Origin of the sequence: Paenibacillus sp. FSL R5-0908 (assembly GCF_038006245.1) — a bacterium.
GTDB lineage: Bacteria > Bacillota > Bacilli > Paenibacillales > Paenibacillaceae > Paenibacillus_AQ > Paenibacillus_AQ odorifer.
The window spans coordinates 3,651,851-3,669,681 of record NZ_JBBOUV010000001.1; the positions used below are offsets into that span (position 1 = coordinate 3,651,851).

The 17,831-nt window shown below is 39.4% G+C and carries 17 protein-coding genes; 15 read left to right on the top strand and 2 right to left on the bottom strand.

Features of this window, described 5'->3' with window-relative positions:
- Positions 1-63 precede the first annotated feature (63 nt).
- On the top strand, positions 64-1,206 hold the full coding sequence (locus tag MKZ09_RS16715) for a copper amine oxidase N-terminal domain-containing protein (RefSeq protein ID WP_076204100.1): 1,143 nt from the start codon (positions 64-66) through the stop codon (positions 1,204-1,206).
- A gap of 74 nt (positions 1,207-1,280) precedes the next feature.
- On the opposite strand, the gene MKZ09_RS16720 is transcribed toward MKZ09_RS16715, so the two are convergent.
- Entirely contained in the window at positions 1,281-2,081 is an 801-nt protein-coding gene (locus MKZ09_RS16720; protein ID WP_076125834.1) for a polysaccharide deacetylase family protein, read from the bottom strand.
- 330 nt (positions 2,082-2,411) lie between these two features.
- On the opposite strand from MKZ09_RS16720, the gene MKZ09_RS16725 reads away from it, so the two are divergent.
- From MKZ09_RS16725 to MKZ09_RS16755, 7 genes are all read left to right on the top strand, one after another.
- Positions 2,412-3,953: an ABC transporter ATP-binding protein gene (locus MKZ09_RS16725; protein WP_076204098.1), complete on the top strand. Its 1,542-nt coding sequence runs from the start codon at positions 2,412-2,414 to the stop codon at positions 3,951-3,953.
- A complete protein-coding gene (locus MKZ09_RS16730) occupies positions 3,946-5,709 on the top strand; it encodes an ATP-binding cassette domain-containing protein (RefSeq protein WP_076204095.1) in 1,764 nt (587 codons plus the stop codon). Before MKZ09_RS16725 ends, MKZ09_RS16730 begins: the two co-directional genes overlap by 8 nt.
- A gap of 105 nt (positions 5,710-5,814) precedes the next feature.
- A complete protein-coding gene (locus MKZ09_RS16735; RefSeq protein WP_076134971.1) occupies positions 5,815-6,390 on the top strand; it encodes an MFS transporter in 576 nt (191 codons plus the stop codon).
- Positions 6,391-6,446: 56 nt separating this feature from the next.
- On the top strand, positions 6,447-6,848 hold the full coding sequence (locus MKZ09_RS16740) for an NUDIX hydrolase (protein ID WP_076204093.1): 402 nt from the start codon (positions 6,447-6,449) through the stop codon (positions 6,846-6,848).
- A 190-nt stretch (positions 6,849-7,038) separates the two neighbouring features.
- On the top strand, positions 7,039-7,464 hold the full coding sequence (locus tag MKZ09_RS16745; protein WP_076134967.1) for a DMT family transporter: 426 nt from the start codon (positions 7,039-7,041) through the stop codon (positions 7,462-7,464).
- A 31-nt stretch (positions 7,465-7,495) separates the two neighbouring features.
- Positions 7,496-7,954, top strand: coding sequence for a DMT family transporter (locus MKZ09_RS16750; RefSeq protein WP_076125820.1), 459 nt, complete (start codon positions 7,496-7,498; stop codon positions 7,952-7,954).
- Between the two features lie 121 nt (positions 7,955-8,075).
- Entirely contained in the window at positions 8,076-8,393 is a 318-nt protein-coding gene (locus MKZ09_RS16755) for an iron-sulfur cluster biosynthesis family protein (protein ID WP_076134966.1), read from the top strand.
- Between the two features lie 102 nt (positions 8,394-8,495).
- On the opposite strand, the gene MKZ09_RS16760 is transcribed toward MKZ09_RS16755, so the two are convergent.
- Positions 8,496-9,104, bottom strand: coding sequence for a TetR/AcrR family transcriptional regulator (locus MKZ09_RS16760; RefSeq protein ID WP_076134965.1), 609 nt, complete (start codon positions 9,102-9,104; stop codon positions 8,496-8,498).
- A 257-nt stretch (positions 9,105-9,361) separates the two neighbouring features.
- On the opposite strand from MKZ09_RS16760, the gene MKZ09_RS16765 reads away from it, so the two are divergent.
- The 7 genes from MKZ09_RS16765 (at position 9,362) to MKZ09_RS16795 (ending at position 17,779) form a co-directional block, all read left to right on the top strand.
- Entirely contained in the window at positions 9,362-10,129 is a 768-nt protein-coding gene (locus MKZ09_RS16765; RefSeq protein ID WP_076204091.1) for an SDR family NAD(P)-dependent oxidoreductase, read from the top strand.
- 211 nt (positions 10,130-10,340) lie between these two features.
- Entirely contained in the window at positions 10,341-11,141 is an 801-nt protein-coding gene (locus MKZ09_RS16770) for a GNAT family N-acetyltransferase (protein WP_076134961.1), read from the top strand.
- A gap of 34 nt (positions 11,142-11,175) precedes the next feature.
- Positions 11,176-11,859, top strand: a complete 684-nt coding sequence (locus tag MKZ09_RS16775) for a response regulator transcription factor (protein WP_076125811.1) — start codon at positions 11,176-11,178, stop codon at positions 11,857-11,859.
- Positions 11,860-12,861: a sensor histidine kinase gene (locus MKZ09_RS16780; RefSeq protein ID WP_076204089.1), complete on the top strand. Its 1,002-nt coding sequence runs from the start codon at positions 11,860-11,862 to the stop codon at positions 12,859-12,861.
- Positions 12,862-12,956: 95 nt separating this feature from the next.
- On the top strand, positions 12,957-13,640 hold the full coding sequence (locus tag MKZ09_RS16785; protein WP_076125806.1) for an ABC transporter ATP-binding protein: 684 nt from the start codon (positions 12,957-12,959) through the stop codon (positions 13,638-13,640).
- The gene (locus tag MKZ09_RS16790; protein WP_076204087.1) at positions 13,637-16,240 is read left to right on the top strand and encodes an ABC transporter permease; all 2,604 of its coding nucleotides are present in this window, start codon (positions 13,637-13,639) and stop codon (positions 16,238-16,240) included. Before MKZ09_RS16785 ends, MKZ09_RS16790 begins: the two co-directional genes overlap by 4 nt.
- A 144-nt stretch (positions 16,241-16,384) precedes the next feature.
- Positions 16,385-17,779 (top strand): protoporphyrinogen oxidase, encoded by a 1,395-nt coding sequence (locus MKZ09_RS16795; protein ID WP_076204083.1) that lies wholly within the window; start codon positions 16,385-16,387, stop codon positions 17,777-17,779.
- Positions 17,780-17,831 lie beyond the last annotated feature (52 nt).

Below are 17,831 nucleotides of genomic sequence, written 5' to 3' on the forward strand. Positions count from 1 at the left end.
AACTTTTTCCATTATCTTCCGTCTAATAACATATGATTATAATGTCGAAGGAGACGGATAGAAATGAATAAATGGAAGGTAACACTAGGGATCTTTGCCGTTTTGATTTTAAGTACTGGATATGGACCGGTATCTGCGCAAGCAGACAAGCAAATTCAATTTAACTATAAAGAAATTGGAATCAGCAGTAAACAAGTCATCGCGGAGAATACAACTTTTGTACCCTTGAAATCACTTGCAGATGCTATGGGTTATACGTTATCGTGGGATCAAAAGTCCAAAATGGCCAAGCTGGTACGTCCAGAGCGTGAAGTCATCTTCACCGCGGGTGCTGCAACGTCAAAAGTGAATGGGGCAGCGATGGCATTAACAAAATCTCCGCGTATCATAAAAGGTTCATTGTACATGCCCTTGGTCTCTGCAGTCAGTGTACTTGGGGGTAAAACCGCGCTTAATAAAACGGATGGGGTTATCCAAATCGTAGATGAATCTAGATTTGTTGCTGCTTCTGTAGAAGGTAGATCCTATTGGATATCTCAAAAAAACGCTAATTTATATTACAGGGCTACGGCAGCTGGGAAACCAGTAATTATTGGCCAACTACCCCTTAAGGAGTCAGCTTACAATCATGGATTTGAGATTAAAAAACTTGGAAATGGCACGGACTTACTCCAGTTAACGGACAATCACTATGCAATGTTTAATGATTTCAGCAACAGCTATCAGGTACTAGTTCAAGCAGGTACAATAATTAAGCAAATGGATTATCATTATATGATCTCTGCTTATCCTCATGCGCCTCAAGTGCCCTCCACTCAGGTGTATATGACCGATGGGAAGAACGTTCAGTATATTACTAAGGATGGCGGTTTGGGCAAGCTGTTTGAGATGGAGAAATTAACCGGGGCAACCGGTGATTTCATAGTGGCGTACGCCGCGGAGGATGTGGCACTCGTTCGCTTATTAGATACAACTCAATTATATATTGTCTACAGCAGTACAGGAGAAATCGTCAATCTCAGTGAACAACTGATTACTAGTGAGGATCGTAAAGAATGGGATAAAGTAAATGATGGCAGAGATCAATACATTCTGAGCAGAATGTTAGGGATGAAAAGCCGTAAGGGGAATGTGCTGACATTCACCTATACGCCAATCCTTGAGGAAAAAGCAAAAACAGTGACATATACACTTCAAGCGAAATAATTCGGAATCACATCAATATAATTAGTACAAAAAAAGAGCGATGTTGAACATCGCTCTTTTTTATGTATTTATGATTATTTCGTTGTCATCATACTTCCACCCTTAATCTGAACGGGTTGATCATTTATAGATACCCAAACATCTATGGCAGAATTGTTGCGGATAATCGTTTTGTCGGCACTTAATTTCAGTGAATAGAGGGCAGTGACATAATCATAAATCTCAATATTAGTTGCGTACCAAATATCTGAATGTCCACCTGCTTGTTGGCAAAAGGTTTCGATTAGCTCCCAATTGTTCTGCTGTGCGAACTCATAGCTATGGCCCCAAACATAACAGAGTCTTAGTTTCTGGGAGGGTCCTTCCATTGTGAATCGCTCCCAAACCTGATGCAGATCTTCAATATGGTGGCAGGTTGGATGCCATTCCATGAAATTAAGTGGCATATCAAATTGTTTGGTAGAGTGAACAGTGCGGCTGTATTCAATTCCAACGGACTGAAGTGGTGCAATTATCTCCTGTGAGTATGTACCGTAGGGATAGGACATGCCTCGCACTGGATAATCCACCAGCTTTTCCAGTCGTTTACGGTCTTCGAACAGCTCTTCAATTACCATCGGTAAAGGAAGACGCTCTAGATGTGGGTGAGTAACGGAATGGGCGGACACTTCATGATTCCTGAGCGAATGCTTAACATCAGCGGGCGATAAGAACCCAGGTGCATTGATCATTGCACTATTTAAATGGAAGGTCCCTTTGATTCCATATTGATCAAAAATACCAGCCAAGCGGATATCGTGTTTCTGGCCGTCATCATAGCTCATAGTGAGCGCCTTAGATAATCCGCCTGGGAATAAGTTGAATTGAAGTTTCATGAATTCACACTCCTATAATTTGGTAATCTCGAAATTACTTCTTCCAATTATAAACAATTAACGTTATAATCAGATTCCACGTCTAAAAATGAAAGAGTTTTCAGTGAAAAATATACACTTAAGGAGAGATGCTATCTGCCTGACTTTCTCTACGTTGTAAAACTACTCTATGTAAAAGACAAAAGAAACTCACTTTTATATTTTATCACTAACCTGCTGAGCCCACCAATTCTATTTGCAGAGCTATTCATAACAAAATATGTGGTTGACCTCATTCAGAACTTCACGCCTAACGCCTACCTACATATCTTACTATTGGTAAGTTCACTGATGTTAATTTTATATCTGGCTGGCATCAATGGTTCTCTTCGAGCCATTTCTGTAACCAATTTAACGGCAACCAGTATTTATGAACTGGAACATAGTATTTTGGCTAAGACCTCTAAATTATCGACGGCTTCCTTGGAAGACCCTGCAACAAAAACGATTAGAGAAAAAGCAAAACGGCTTTCCCTGATCGATTTATTAGATCAATGGACCGGAGTGACAATCCACTTTATAACATTAATCGCACTAATCGTAGTCCTATCCTGTTATGGCTTTTATATCTTGGCAGTGTTCATTTTAGTTGTACAAATTCTGCAGCTTTACCTCATTAGATGGATGTCTCGGAAAGTAGAGGCCATTTCAGCGAATCAAACCTCCTCTGTACGAATGATTAATTATATCGTTGATTTGCTGGTTAGTAGAAATACCCTCCCGGAAGTAAGAATGTACGGAATGTCCTCCTACTTGGTTACCACAATGAAAGAGATCTTCAATGGAAATTTCAAACAAATGCACCGAAAAGTTATTTTATCTGAGATCTTAAGCTTCTCCCAAAGTATAATAATGACTTTATTAAACGGGCTTACGATTGCTATTTTAGCAATTACGCTTGGAGGTAGCGGGCAGAGCGCCGGACTTTTCGTATTATTACTTCAGATATCTAGTCAATTATTTATTGTCATTCCTGCACTAACAAGGATGTATTCTGATCTGACCAAAAGTCGCTTGCGCTTCAATGAGTATAGTGCGTATTTGGAACTTGAAGAGCAAGTTCAAAGAGATCCGGAAGATTCCATAAGGAATACCGATGCGATGCAGATCACAATTCAGCAGTTGAATTATCGTTATGCAACCAATGCACAGGACACGCTTAAAAATATAAACATGACCCTCAAACGTGGTGAACGAGTTGCTTTTGTAGGTGAGAATGGTTCAGGAAAATCCACGCTCATCAAGCTAATAGCAGGGTTATATCATCCAACAGCGGGAAACATCCAGTGGTTTAATGGAGAGCAGGAAGTTCTGGCTCATAACGTCACAAAGGGTGTGAGAGTTGTATTTCAGGATTTCACTAAATTACATAGACCAATTCGAGAAAACATAGCCATGGGGAATATTGCTGCCATGTATGACGATTCAAGATTATTAGCTGCGATGAGAAAAGCAGAAGCCGATTCTTATGGTGTTGCGTTGGACACTTTAGTAGGTCCACAGTTTGGGGGGATCGATCTGTCTGGTGGACAATGGCAAAGACTTGCGATTGCACGTGCTTACCTCAACAACGGCTCGCTTACGATTTTTGATGAACCTACTGCAGCCCTCGATCCTTACGCGGAACAGCAGGCGTTTGAAACCTTTATGAAATTAGCAGAGCAGCAGACCTCTATTATTGTGACACATCGGCTATATATGTCCAAATTCGTTGATAGAATTTTTCTGTTTGAGCGTGGAGAAATCGTTGAAAGTGGAACACATGAAGAATTAATGAAGTTGGATGGTAAGTACAGGGGAATGTTTAACCGCCAGTCCTCTTTATATGGCTGAGAAAGGAGAGATTCTGCTGAGAAGAGACCTTAAGAATATTTTAACGATACTGGCACGGATGATTGGAAAAAGTCCCGTAATCTCAACAATAACGATCATAGTTCCTATAATCAATGGATTATTAACTTTTTACTCGTATTCTGTTCAAGTTCATATCATTAATGCAGTAGCTGCTGGTGCGATAACCTTTCTTCCGATTCTATGGTTTGTTTTAATTCATGGAGTACAAGCCTGTTCATTGAGTATAACCAACATAATGAAAAGTCGAATGAACGCGGAACTAACTCTCGCTTTCCAATCCGAGCTGATAGATATTGCAAACCAAGTTGACTTTGAGGATTTTGATGATGAAGAGTTTGGGAACAAGCTGCAAAGAGCTAAAACAATAGTTGGAGAAGATTTAGAGGGAATTACTGGTTTTTTGGTGTCCAGTGTAGGGAATATCTCAGGACTTATAAGTATCATCTGGTTATCGGCTACAAGTGGATTTTTTTTAGTCACACTGGTGGTGGGTTTAATGATCGTATCTACTTTATCTTTTCGAATGTTTACTGAGATTAAAGTTAGAAGAACAGGGCGAGAGCTTACTTTTGACGGAAGAATGGGGGATTATCTAGCTGTAACTTTGGAAGATCCTAATGCGATTAGGGAAATGCGAATCTATAACTCTATCTCCTATTTTACGGATCTCTGGGCAAAGCTTATGAAGAAGCAGCATGATAAAAGGTATAGTGCGAGGAAATTCGAAATCAAAACAGGGATGATTGTGGCTATGGTTCAGACGAGTGCTATTTTTATCGTATTGGTCTATCTGTTAAGTAAAATGGGGGAGTCAAATACAGTTACTGTGGGGACAATCTCAGTATTATTTCTGGCATTGTTAACTTGTGGTGGTAAAATCATGAGTTTGACCTGGCCGCTAAGCAAGCTTTACATCAGCAGCAGTAAATTATATGACTTAAATGAAGTGCTTACCTATAAAAATAGAGATTTCCGAAAAAATAATATCAATAACAGCTCTGAAGCTATGCTTCCGATTACCGTTTCAAATGTTTATTTTAAATACGCCAAATCCAGTAAGTATGTTTTATCTAACATCAATATGGTCATAAAGCCCGGTGAGAAAATAGCCATCGTTGGAGAAAATGGAGCAGGAAAGTCTACCTTGATCAAATTGTTATTAGGGCAGTACACTGCTAGTTCTGGATCTATATACTGGAAAGACAGTCCAGAACCTCAAGGTAAAGTATCCGTCGTGTACCAGCATTCTATTAAATTCGAAATGACACTAAGAGAAAACATCCTGTTGGGTGATGCCAAATCTTCGCCGGACGATGTGAAAATACTAAGTATTCTAGAAAAATGTGAGCTGATAGATTTGTTTTACGAATTAGGAGGACTAGATGTAAGGTTAGGTCAAATGCTTGAAGGAAGCAGGCAGCTCTCAGGCGGACAGTGGCAAAAGCTGGCGATAGCGCGTGCATTATATAATGATGCGGATCTTATAGTGTTTGACGAACCTACTTCTGCGATTGATCCGAATGCTGAGATGCAGATCTATACACAATTATTAGATATCTGCCAAGATAAAGCTGCGATCTTCATTTCACATAGACTGGGCTGGGCGAAAAATGTGGATACGATCTATGTTATTGATAATGGAAGTATAGCTGAAGTGGGGCAGCATCAAGACTTAATAAATAATAAAGGGATTTATGCAGATATGTACGCTTTACAATCATCTTGGTATAACTAAAAATGCATAGCATAGTAGTTTCCGGCTAACGTTATTGAAGCTGATAAGGAACCTGCGAAGACGCGAAAAGGGCTCCGCTGGAGAGACGTAATCGAGCCAAAAGCCTTGCCGATTTCACTTGTCGGATTTACACTTGCTTTTTCCTATAGCTCATTGTCTGGATTTATAGCTTCTTTTACGAAAGAAATTCATCAATCACAGCTTACTGGTTATTTTTTTGTGGCTTTTGCAATTATGATTGTATTGTTTCGCCCGGTTATAGGTAAAGTATTCGATAAATATAATGAGCATATTCTCATCTATCCCGGAATTCTAATCTTCGCCGTTGGATTGCTTAGTTTAAGTCAAGCTCGGTCTGGTTTGATGTTAATGATGTCTGGTGTCATTATGGGAATTGGATATGGTGCACTTATGCCATGTTTCCAGACTCTTGCGCTTAAATTAGCGGCTAAAGATCGTAGAGGTAGTGCGAATGGGACCTTTTTCTTGTTATTTGATTTGGGTTATGGAGCGGGCTCGTATTTCATGGGTTTAATTGCTTCTTATACGGATTACCGAATGATGTATGAGGTTGCAGGGGGAGTAACACTTCTTTCTCTTGCTGCGTACTATTTGCTTCATCATGTACCTCAGGCCAAAGCTAAGCTGCACATACAAAAATCAAATATAGACGTTGTATAAATAGATGGTCTTGGCTGTATGATATAATGATTAGAAAAAAATATGGGGAGAACTGTATGACTACAATCATTGATAAAGTTGCATGGATTCATATTCAGAATGGACAAGTTTTGTGTGCGCGTTCCAAAGGGAAAGATACCTATTATTTGCCTGGAGGAAAAAGAGAAGCTGGAGAAACAGACGAGGAGACGCTCGTGCGTGAAATCGAGGAAGAGATCTCTGTTCGTATTAAACCAGAAACCATCTCCTATTTTGGAACCTTTGAAGCGGAAGCTCACGGTAAAGCTGAAGGCGTCATAGTTAAAATGACATGTTATATCGCGGATTTTGAAGGTACACTCAGTCCTGCGTCGGAAATTGAGGAGTTATCCTGGTTATCTTATAAGGATCGAAATCGTGTTTCAGTTGTTACACAGATCATTTTTGATCAATTGCATGAGCATAAATTACTTTCCTAATCTACAATTTAAAGTTCTGAAAGCCCGTTTTAAGCCTAAGAGATGGCTTGAGGCGGTCTTTTTTTTGAAAATATACCAAAGGCTTATAGGGGCAACAACATCGTTTATTTTGGTTTAGGACAGATGTCCTTTTTTAAAGGCCTGAATTGCTTTTTAATATGTAAGAGATCGAAGTTGAGGAGAGAGAGAAATGAGAGGAATTATATTTGCGTTTTTAGCGGGGGCTTGTATCACTCTGCAAGGAGTATCTAATGCTCGAATTAGTCAAGATATTGGGACTTGGCAAGCTGCGACAATTACACAGTTAACAGGATTTATCATGTCTTTACTAATCCTCTTATTTGTTAGAGATGGAAAATGGCAAGGATTAAAAGAAGTAAAACCATTATATCTATTTGGCGGATCTTTTGCCGCAGTCGTTATTTTCAGTGAAGTCACTGCCATTCAACAGATTGGCGTTACTTTTACTATATCGACATTGCTCATTGCACAGCTATGCTTGACCTTTTTAATTGATATTAAAGGCTGGTTTGGGATGGAAAAACGACAAATGAGACTCCCACAGTTTATTGGAATAGGGTTGATGATTGCTGGAGTAGTGATTTTGAAATTCTGAGAATACAATCAACAACTGGAGGAGTTACGTTATGATTTTAGGGTTAATATTAGCGCTTGTCGCGGGTTCATTCGTTAGTTTACAAAATATTTTCAATACGAAGGTTAATCAAAAGGTGGGATCTTGGGCCACAACGACGTTAGTATTAGGGTTGGGTTTTCTGGCTTCCTTTATTATGAGTCTTATCTTTGAAGGCGGCCGGATATTTACTTTGCGAAATATGGAGCCTTGGTACTGGATCAGCGGATTGATCGGGGTGGGTGTAGTAATCTGTCTCGTGCAAGGCACCAAACGTCTTGGGCCAACCTATGCGATCTCGATCGTATTAATCTCTCAGCTTGGGTTTGCTTTATTGTGGGATTCCCTAGGCTGGTTAGGGCTTGAAAAGGTTCCTTTCACCTGGAAGCAGTTGGTCGGAGTACTCGTGATTGTTGGTGGTATTCTAGTGTTTAAGCTAGGTGGTGCCCGTGAGACTCAAAAGTCGGCTTAATTTATTCTCAGACTCATGTTTGTCAAAATAGAAGTGATGGCAGTCACACGAGGGTGAAAGCAAATCAATCTATACTTTGTGAAAGTAGAAATTCAATTATAAATAAGGAGCAAATCGTCCAATGTTCATACAATTGAACTCTCTAACTACAGAAAAGTTGAATGAAAACCTTGGGGAACGACCCGGTTATTTTAAATTATTCTTCGATACAGAGGGCTGTGGTTGTAATGGTGTGATCGTAATTCAGATCATTAGTGAACCCCTTGCTACTGATATTGAAGTTCAGAAAGAGCCTTTTACTTTTTTTGTGGACCGTCAACAGGAATCTTTATTTGATGAACAGATGCGACTTGAAGCAGATGAGAATTACCCTACATTTAAATTAAGTAGTGATGCCAGTCTGTTAGGAAATAATATTCGAGTAAAAGATATTCGCTGAGTAGAGCACTGCTACACTAAAAACCAGAGCATTTGAGATCATCTCTCAATGCGCTGGTTTTTTTAAATTTCGTTCCTATATATGGCACTTGCAATTCGTTTCTTACCCATTGGTTTTTTTCATAAAAGCTATATGGTCTATTTTGCTGTTCACCAGTGTAATTAACTGTTCTGCCATATAGCTCGCCGAATATTTGAAATTGACTTCAGCCCAGTGCATAATGACACCTACTGTAGCAGACATTTGGTAACTCAACATAATTTCATAATCCACAGGAGCAGCATCAGCTTCTATCTCAATTCGCATATCCTCACGCATGGATTCCCGTAAACGGTCGAACAGTTCAACAGTCATTTTCCCTCGTTCCACTGCGGATAAGGCTAAAAACTCCGCTTTATGCCCCTCAATATATTCGAACAGCTGCAGAATGGAAGGGAAGACCTCCGTTGCCTCAATACGTTCCAATCCCTCATAAGGGTCTAATAGCGCCTCACCTATACCCTGTAGAAATTCATCATGTATTTCCTTAAGCAAAGCCTCTTTACTCTCAAAATGCTTATAAAAAGTCCCTCGATTGTAATCCGCTCGATTGGTCACGTCTAATATCGTAACTGAATCATAACTATTTTCCAATATTAGCTCGACGAATGCAGATTTCAGAGCTTGGCGTGTTCTTCTGGTTCTTCTGTCTTCATGTTCTTCCTGTATCAAAAAAACTACCTCCAGCTATGATCTTTTTATCGTTCATTTATAGTTCTTACTTTAAAAGTAACAAAAGATCAGCTAATGTTCAAGATTTAGACATAAGTAAACACGGAGAGCAAGTATGTTGGTTAGGCGACATTACTTAAAATTCTGATTATTGAATAGGTTAACTAATGGGGTGTACTCTAGTAATAGAGATAGGTTATCCCTTCTCCTAAGACTATAATATATAGCCAATTCATAACAAAGGATGCGAACATACAATGAGTGAATCAAATGTAAAAACTGCTGTAATTACTGGAGCTGCAGGTGGAATCGGTAAAGAGCTTGCCCGTCGATTCTCTGATCGTAAGCTGAATCTTGTACTTGTCGATCTGAATGAAGAAGCGATAAAAAATGTCATCCAAGATTTAGGCTTAAATGACTCTAACGCTTTAGCTGTAGCTGCGGATGTCTCTAATGAAGAAGACGTTCAGAATTATGTTAATAAAGCGGTAGAAAAATTTGGAACCATTGATTATTTTGCAAACAATGCCGGAATTGAAGGTCCAGCAGGTCAAATCGAAGAGCTTAACGTTAAAGCACTTGATCTTGTATATAACGTCAATGTACGTGGTGTATTTCTTGGACTACATTATGTAATTCCTGTGATGAAAAAACAAAACTCAGGCGCTATTCTGAACACTTCTTCTCTGGCAGGACTCATGGGTGCACCAGGCATGGCCCCTTACATTATGTCTAAGCATGCTGTAATTGGTCTGACTCGTGTAGCTGCAAATGAGCTTGCACCACTAGGCATTCGTGTTAATGCGGTACTCCCAGGAACGATCAATACACAAATGATGCGTAAAATTGAGAATAATTTCGGAAGCGCAGAAGAATACAAGGCAGCTAACGAAGCTGCAACACCTATGGGACGCTACGGAGAACCGCAAGAGGTTGCCGCTGTGATGAACTTCCTTCTGTCGGATGAGGCTTCATTCGTAACGGGTTCTCTATATACAGTCGACGGTGGTATGATAGGTCAATAATGCAAGCTGATTTCGATCATTAAGGATACTTCAAATAAAGGATTGGGCCTGTGCGTCAAGCATTGGGTCCAATTCTTTTTTATTTAGGATACCCGGATTGGATTTTATAATAAGCAATCTGCTGAATTATCTTATAGAATATACAAAGGGGATTTAATCTTTTTAAGTATTGATCAGTTATTTAGATAAATTGTTGGCGAGGAGTGTTCATATGCTTGAATTATCTCAAAAGGATTTTAATGAAGTGAAACCGTTACTTACAGGTGCTCCTATTCATCCTGAAATTCTCTCCATTATCGAGGGGAATAATCCGGGCTGGATCTTTGTAGATCAACTTGTAACACCAAAAAGCGCGTTGGTATGGAGTAAGGGGATGCAAGGCTTTTATATTATAGGCGATCACACCAATGAGTTATTTATTAAAAGCTTAGATAGTTATGTATCCAGTCATATTGCACCGAGGATGAAAGAGCTTGGGCTGGAGTATTTTGAAGTCTCAGGTCAACACAATGGATGGAATCTGGCATTGATGTTTCCTTCTAGGAAGCTGTATCCTTTTGAACAAATGGTGTTCAAGTTATTCCACAAGCCCGTTGAGTCCCTTAATAATACGATTAGAATTATAAATCTTAAAATGCTGGACTGGGAGGACTTAGATCTAAAGAATATAGAATTTGTACATGACAATATTGATTTATTCTGGTCATCGAAAGAAGACTTTAGGGCAAAAGGCTATGGATATGCTGCTGTTGAGGGAACTGAGATTATGGGTGTGTGTTATTCTAGTTTCGTTACGGAGGATACTCATGCTATCGGAATTGAAACTCTCTCCAAGTATCAGAATAGAGGAGTGGGGACTCATTTAGCGGCCTTAGTAGCGGAGGATATACTTACAAATGGTTTTACACCTTACTGGGACTGTTCATCAGATAATGAAGCTTCCCGAAAATTAGCTCTCCGTTTAGGATTTCAGCAAATTCATCAATATAAGTGTAGTGCTTTTTCAATATGACGGTTTCGCAAATTAAAAGGTTAGGATGAACATTATGAGAATATTGCTCGTAGAGGACGATAGAACGATTGCTTCAGGACTTGAATATTCCTTGCAGCAGGATCATTTTGAAACTATTTTATGTTATGATGCAACCTCTGCTAGGAGGGTGTTAGCGGAGCGGTTATCTGAAGTAACACTTTGCATTTTTGATCTCTCTCTACCGGATGGCAGCGGATATGATCTGTGTAAGATCGTGAAGGAGCGGAGTGATATTCCGGTTATCTTTTTAACTGCGATTGATGATGAGGTTAATGTAGTGATGGGACTTGATATGGGAGCAGACGATTACATAACTAAGCCATTTCGGATTCGTGAGCTGTTATCACGCATTAAATCGGTGTTAAGGAGATATAACAAGCAGGCTCAGACTCCATCTAATTTTGAACTAGAGAATATACGGATTAATACGCTTGAAGGAAAAGTTTATAAGAACGGCGATGAAGTTCTGCTAACAGCATTAGAATATCGTCTGCTTCTGATATTTGCTAATCATGTGGGACAAGTCCTTTCCAGAAATCAGCTGTTAGAGCGGATTTGGGATGTCGCAGGAGAATTTGTAAATGATAATACATTGTCTGTGTATATTAAACGCTTAAGGGAAAAGTTAGAGGATAACCCGCAAGAGCCCACATTGATCAAAACAGTACGCGGTTTAGGGTATAAGGTTGGTGATTAGATGTTACGAAACAGAGAATTTAGATGGTTATTACTAACGATGACTACGATCAGCCTTCTAGCGACTATAGTAACGGGATTTATTTCATCAGGGGCGATGTGGATCACGGCGGTAACTTCAGTTCTGCTAATAGGTTGTTGTTTATTATTTACCCGCTGGAGATACCGCGAAATTGAGAAGCTTTCAGGGTATCTTCGTCAAATTAGTAGCGGTAATTATACGCTCGATGTTCGTGATAATCAGGAAGGCGAGCTTAGTATCCTGAAAAATGATATTTATAAGGTGACATTGATGTTATCGGAACAGCGTTTGCTTTTACAGGAGGATAAAATAAAGCTTACCAATGCGATCTCCGACATCTCTCATCAGCTCAAAACACCACTTACCTCCATGACCGTGATGGCAGATTTATTAAGCGACCCTGAACTGGACGTTGAGAAAAGAATAGAATTTACGCGGAAAATCAGCCTTCAGCTCGATCGGATTGGATGGCTGGTTTCTTCATTATTAAAGTTCTCAAAGATCGATGCCGGAACCATTCAATTTAAAAAAGATTCAATAAAAGTAAAGAAGCTTGTTCAGAAATCTATGGAGCCCATACTGATTCCAATGGATATTAAGGAGCAACGGATCCTAATCGAAGGTGAAGACGCTACCTCATTCATAGGCGATTACAATTGGACAACTGAGGCGATGATTAATATTCTGAAAAACTGTGTAGAGCATACACCTGCCGGGGGAGAGATTACGATTTCTTTTGCAGAAAACACGCTGTTCACGGAAATTGTCATTACTGATAATGGCAAAGGAATTCCTAAGGCAGAGATCCCCTATATTTTCAAACGATTCTACAAGGGTACAAATGCAAACGAAGACAGCGTTGGAATTGGACTTGCCTTGGCGCAAAGTATTATCACTGAACAAAACGGAACGATTGATGTGGTGAGTGAAGTAGGAAAGGGTACACAATTTCGGATCAAATTTTACAAGCAAGTGATTTAACACTTAAGGCTTAGTGACTAGAATGTCACTTAAGAGTCACTGGAGAGTCATTGTAGACAGATATACTGATCTCATCAACAAACGGAGGTCTAACAATGGATATTTTAAAGATTGAACATCTGTCTAAAACATATGGTAAAGGCGAGACCGCAGTAAAGGCTCTGGATGACGTATCTTTTTCAATTAAAAAAGGTGAATTCGTAGCGATTATTGGACCATCCGGCTCAGGAAAATCAACTATTCTGCATTTATTAGGTGGGGTGGATAGACCGACAAGCGGTAAAGTATTTGTAGATAACACGGATATTTATGATTTGAATGAAACACAGCTGGCGATCTTCAGGCGCAGACAAATTGGTCTGATTTATCAGTTTTATAATCTTATACCCGTGCTGACGGTTGAAGAGAATATTACACTTCCGTTGCTGCTCGATCAGCATAAAGTGGATAAGAAGCAATTTGCAGATACCGTGAAGGCGTTAAATTTGGAAAATCGCTTAAACCATCTGCCGAATCAGCTATCAGGCGGACAGCAGCAGCGGGTATCCATAGGCAGAGCGTTAATTAGTAACCCTGCAATTATGCTGGCAGATGAGCCAACTGGTAATCTAGACAGCAAGAATAGCAGTGAAATTATTGAATTATTAAAAATGTTTAATAAAACGTATAATCAAACACTGATTGTGATTACTCACGATGAACGTATTGCCTTGCAAGCAGATCGGGTCATTACTATTGAAGACGGAAGGATCGCTAAAGATGAGGTGATTCGTCCGTGAATATCGTAAACAAATTAACTATAAGACATTTGAAACAGAATAAGCGAAGAACATTGGTTACTATCATTGGAGTCATCATTTCAGTAGCTATGGTAACGGCTGTGGCGACGTTAGGTTTTTCTTTTATGGAATTAATGAAGAAGCAAAGTATCTCTACAAATGGAGAATGGCATGTCCAATATAGAAATGTTACTAAAGCTCAGCTCAAAGCGATAGAAACAGATGATGCGACAAAAGCCCTAGTGATCTCCAACGATCGTGGCTACGCCCCTTTAGAGGGTGGGAAGAATGAGAATAAACCCTATTGGTATATCAAGGAATATAATGCAGCTGGTTTTAAACAATTTCCGATTGAACTGCTGGAAGGTAGACTCCCGAGGACAAACCACGAAGTAGTCATTTCTGAGGAGATTGCAAAGAATGCAAAAGTCTCTTACAAGATTGGTGAAACTTTAACGCTTGATGTGGGTGAACGTGTCACTAGCGATGATGAAAATAGTGGCCAACCCCTATCTCAGAATGAACGATTACGGACTGAAGAGGATACCCTGCTTGAAAAGATTATTCATAATAAATCAATGAACTATACGATTGTGGGAGTGATAAAACGTCCTACTTGGGAACCAACATGGTCTCCGGGTTATACTGCCTTAAGTTATGTGGATGAAAGCATGATTGGAGCAGCTGAAAAAACCACAGCGACGGTTGTATTAAAAAAGGTGGACAGCTCCATATACAAGCATGCAGAGGAATTGGCAAAAGAAAATAAGATCGAGTCGATCTCTTATAATAATAGTCTGCTCCGCTATTATGGTGTGACGAATAACGATGGCTTACGTAACACACTTCTTTCATTGTCAGTAATTATTATGGTTGTGATTATCATTGGTTCCGTTTCTTTAATCTATAATGCTTTTGCGATCTCTGTCTCGGAGCGTGCACGTCATTTAGGGATGCTCTCCAGTGTAGGGGCTACAAAGTGGCAGAAGCAGAATTCAGTATTTTTTGAAGGAATGATAATCGGTTTAATTAGTATTCCCATTGGGATCATTTGCGGAATAGCAGGCATCGGGATCACTTTTATGTTTATCAATTCGATGATTCAAGATGTATTAGGGATAACAGAAAGATTAACGTTGGTTGTTACACCTCTGTCTCTACTAACCGCTTGTTTAGTTTCAATACTGACAATTTTTATATCCACCTATCTTCCAGCCCGAAAGGCTTCAAAGATCTCGGCAATTGATGCGATCAGACAAACAACCGATGTTAAGCTCTCAGGTAAAGCGGTGAAAACATCCAAGTTCGTGCGCAAATTGTTTGGTATTGAAGCAGAAATTGGTTTAAAGAATTTAAAGAGAAATAAACGCAGGTACCAAGCAACCGTGTTCTCACTTGTCATTAGTATTGTTTTGTTTTTATCTGTATCAGCGTTCACTTCTAATATGAGAAGGTCGGTAGAACTCTCACAGGATGGTTTGAACTATGATATTCAAGTATATATGGGGACTGAGGACGCTCAAAAAGTGGACCGGTTGACGAACTCGATATCCAAATTACCTAATATTACGGAATATAATGTGACTAGAGAACTTAGTGTGAGTTCATGGATTGATGAGAAAAATATGGCAAAAGAATTGCAAGAGATTGTGCAGGTGGATAAGAGTGTTCTAAAGAACGGGAAATATCCTTACTATATTCAGATCTATGCACTAAATGAACAGAGTTTGAAAACCTATGCAGAAACGGTCGGTACAAATTATGAACAACTAACGAAGCTTGATCAGATGACTGCTATTGTGAATGATACGGTTACCTTTGAGGATGAGAAAGCCAAAAAAATTGTTGAGACCAAAGCGTTTCACTCTGAAGTCGGCCAAAAGCTTGAGCTTATTTATACGGATTGGGATACCAAAAAAGAGACGGATTTATCGCCTGTAAAAATTGTCGCTCTAACTGATAAACGTCCAATGGGAGTACATTCAGCAATGGTTGGTGGAATTAACATCATCGTTTCTGAACAAGTTTTCGATAAACTAACAAATGATGCGATGAGTAAAGATATTCAAAGCCGGCTTAACTTGAACAGCACAAACCCATTAGCGACACAACAAGCCATAGAGGAAATGAAAGAGCGGAATATCTATGTTCAAAATGTGTATCAAAATAGACAAAATAGTGAGCAGATGATCATGTTAATGTCTATTTTCACCTATGGTTTTATTGCTTTGATTACTTTAATATCAATTGCGAATATTTTTAATACGATATCAACCAGCATATCCCTTCGTAAAAGAGAGTTCGCAATGCTGAAGTCTGTGGGGATGACACCAAATGGTTTTAATAAAATGATTAATTACGAAAGTGTTTTTTATGGAATAAAGTCACTACTATATGGGCTTCCGATTAGTATCGTTATTATGTACTTGATCTATAGATCAATGATGAGCAGCTTCTCTTATGGATTCACACTTCCGTGGATGAGTATCTTGTGTGTCATTTTGGCAGTGTTTATCATCGTTAGCGCAGCCATGTTATATTCAAGCTCAAAAGTGAAAAAAGAGAACATTATCGATGCATTGAAACAGGAAAATATATAACTATTAGCCCATCATTGCCGCGTTTAACGCGGCTTTTTTGTGTCATATCTGACACGTTGGTATGTAAATTCTTATAAATTCCTATGATATAATGTACACAATTGAATTGATACAGATTATAACCACGAGGTAGGTGTCAACGAATTGAGAACAGTTGTCGTGATTGGCGGGGGAATTACTGGATTGTCCACCGCTTACTATTTACAAAAATCTATAGAGCATAATAAGCTAGATGTAAAAATCATTTTGGTTGAAGCCAGCGATAGACTGGGCGGCAAAATCAGAACACTAAAACAAGAAGACTTCATTATGGAGTCTGGGGCAGATTCTATTGTCACCCGCAAAACGAATGTTGCACCTCTGATTGAAGAGTTGGGTATAGAAAATGAGGTTGTATATAACGCGACAGGAATATCCTTTATTTATACCGAAGGAAAACTGAAGCAAATTCCTAAAGATGCAGTCTTTGGCATTCCGCTCAGTATGGAGTCGCTTGCTACAACAGAACTGATCTCAGCTGAAGGAAAGGTTGAAGCACTCAAAGATTTCTACACTCCCAATAATAAGTTTACGAAAAACGATTCCGTGGGTGATTTTCTAGAAGCTTTCTTTGGAAAAGAACTTGTCGAGAAGCAAATTTCACCTGTTCTTTCAGGTGTATATTCCGGGAAGCTAAGCGAACTTACAATTGCCTCGACGCTGCCTTATTTGATTGATTATAAGAATGAATACGGCAGTATTATTCAGGGCTTATCCGCTAATAAAGCCAAATTTCAAGGAAATGGCGATAAGAAGTTCATGTCATTCAAGGGAGGTGTATCTGCCTTGATCGACTCTATGGAAGAACATCTTTCTAATTCGGAGATCATCAAAGGGATTCGTGCCGAGAGAATTGAGAAGCGTGGAGAGCAGTGCCGGGTAACTTTGGCCGATGGACGAATCATAGACTCCGATGTTGTCGTACTTGGAACGATGCATTCTACTGCACAAGCGCTACTTCAAGACGAAGAACTAAATGAAGATTTCAATCAGTTATATAATAGTTCTATGATTAGTGTATATTTAGGATTTGATATCCCCGACAGTCAGCTGCCTGCGAATGGCACAGGGTTCATCACTGCCAACAGCGATGATGTTCTATGTAATGCGTGTACGTGGACAAGCCGCAAGTGGGAGCATACGTCAGGACAACAGCGTCTGCTTGTCAGACTCTTTTATAAAAGCTCAAACCCTCATTATGATTCGTTGATCAAGCTATCTGAAGAGGAACTATTGAAGGTGGCTTTGAAAGATATACAGACCAGTCTCGGGATAACAGGACAGCCAGCTACCTACGATGTGACCAAATGGCATGATGTAATGCCAAATTACCATAAACTTCATCATCAAATTGTAGTATCCTTAGAGAAGAAGATGACAGACAGGTATCCTAATGTTATCCTTGCTGGATGCTCCTATTATGGTGTAGGCATTCCAGATTGTATTGCGAATGGAGAAAAAACAGCAGAGCGTATTTTGGAACAAGTAATTACACATTAAAAAGGAGGGTGTACAATCGTGAGAAGATTAGCGATCAGCTCTATGCAAAGTC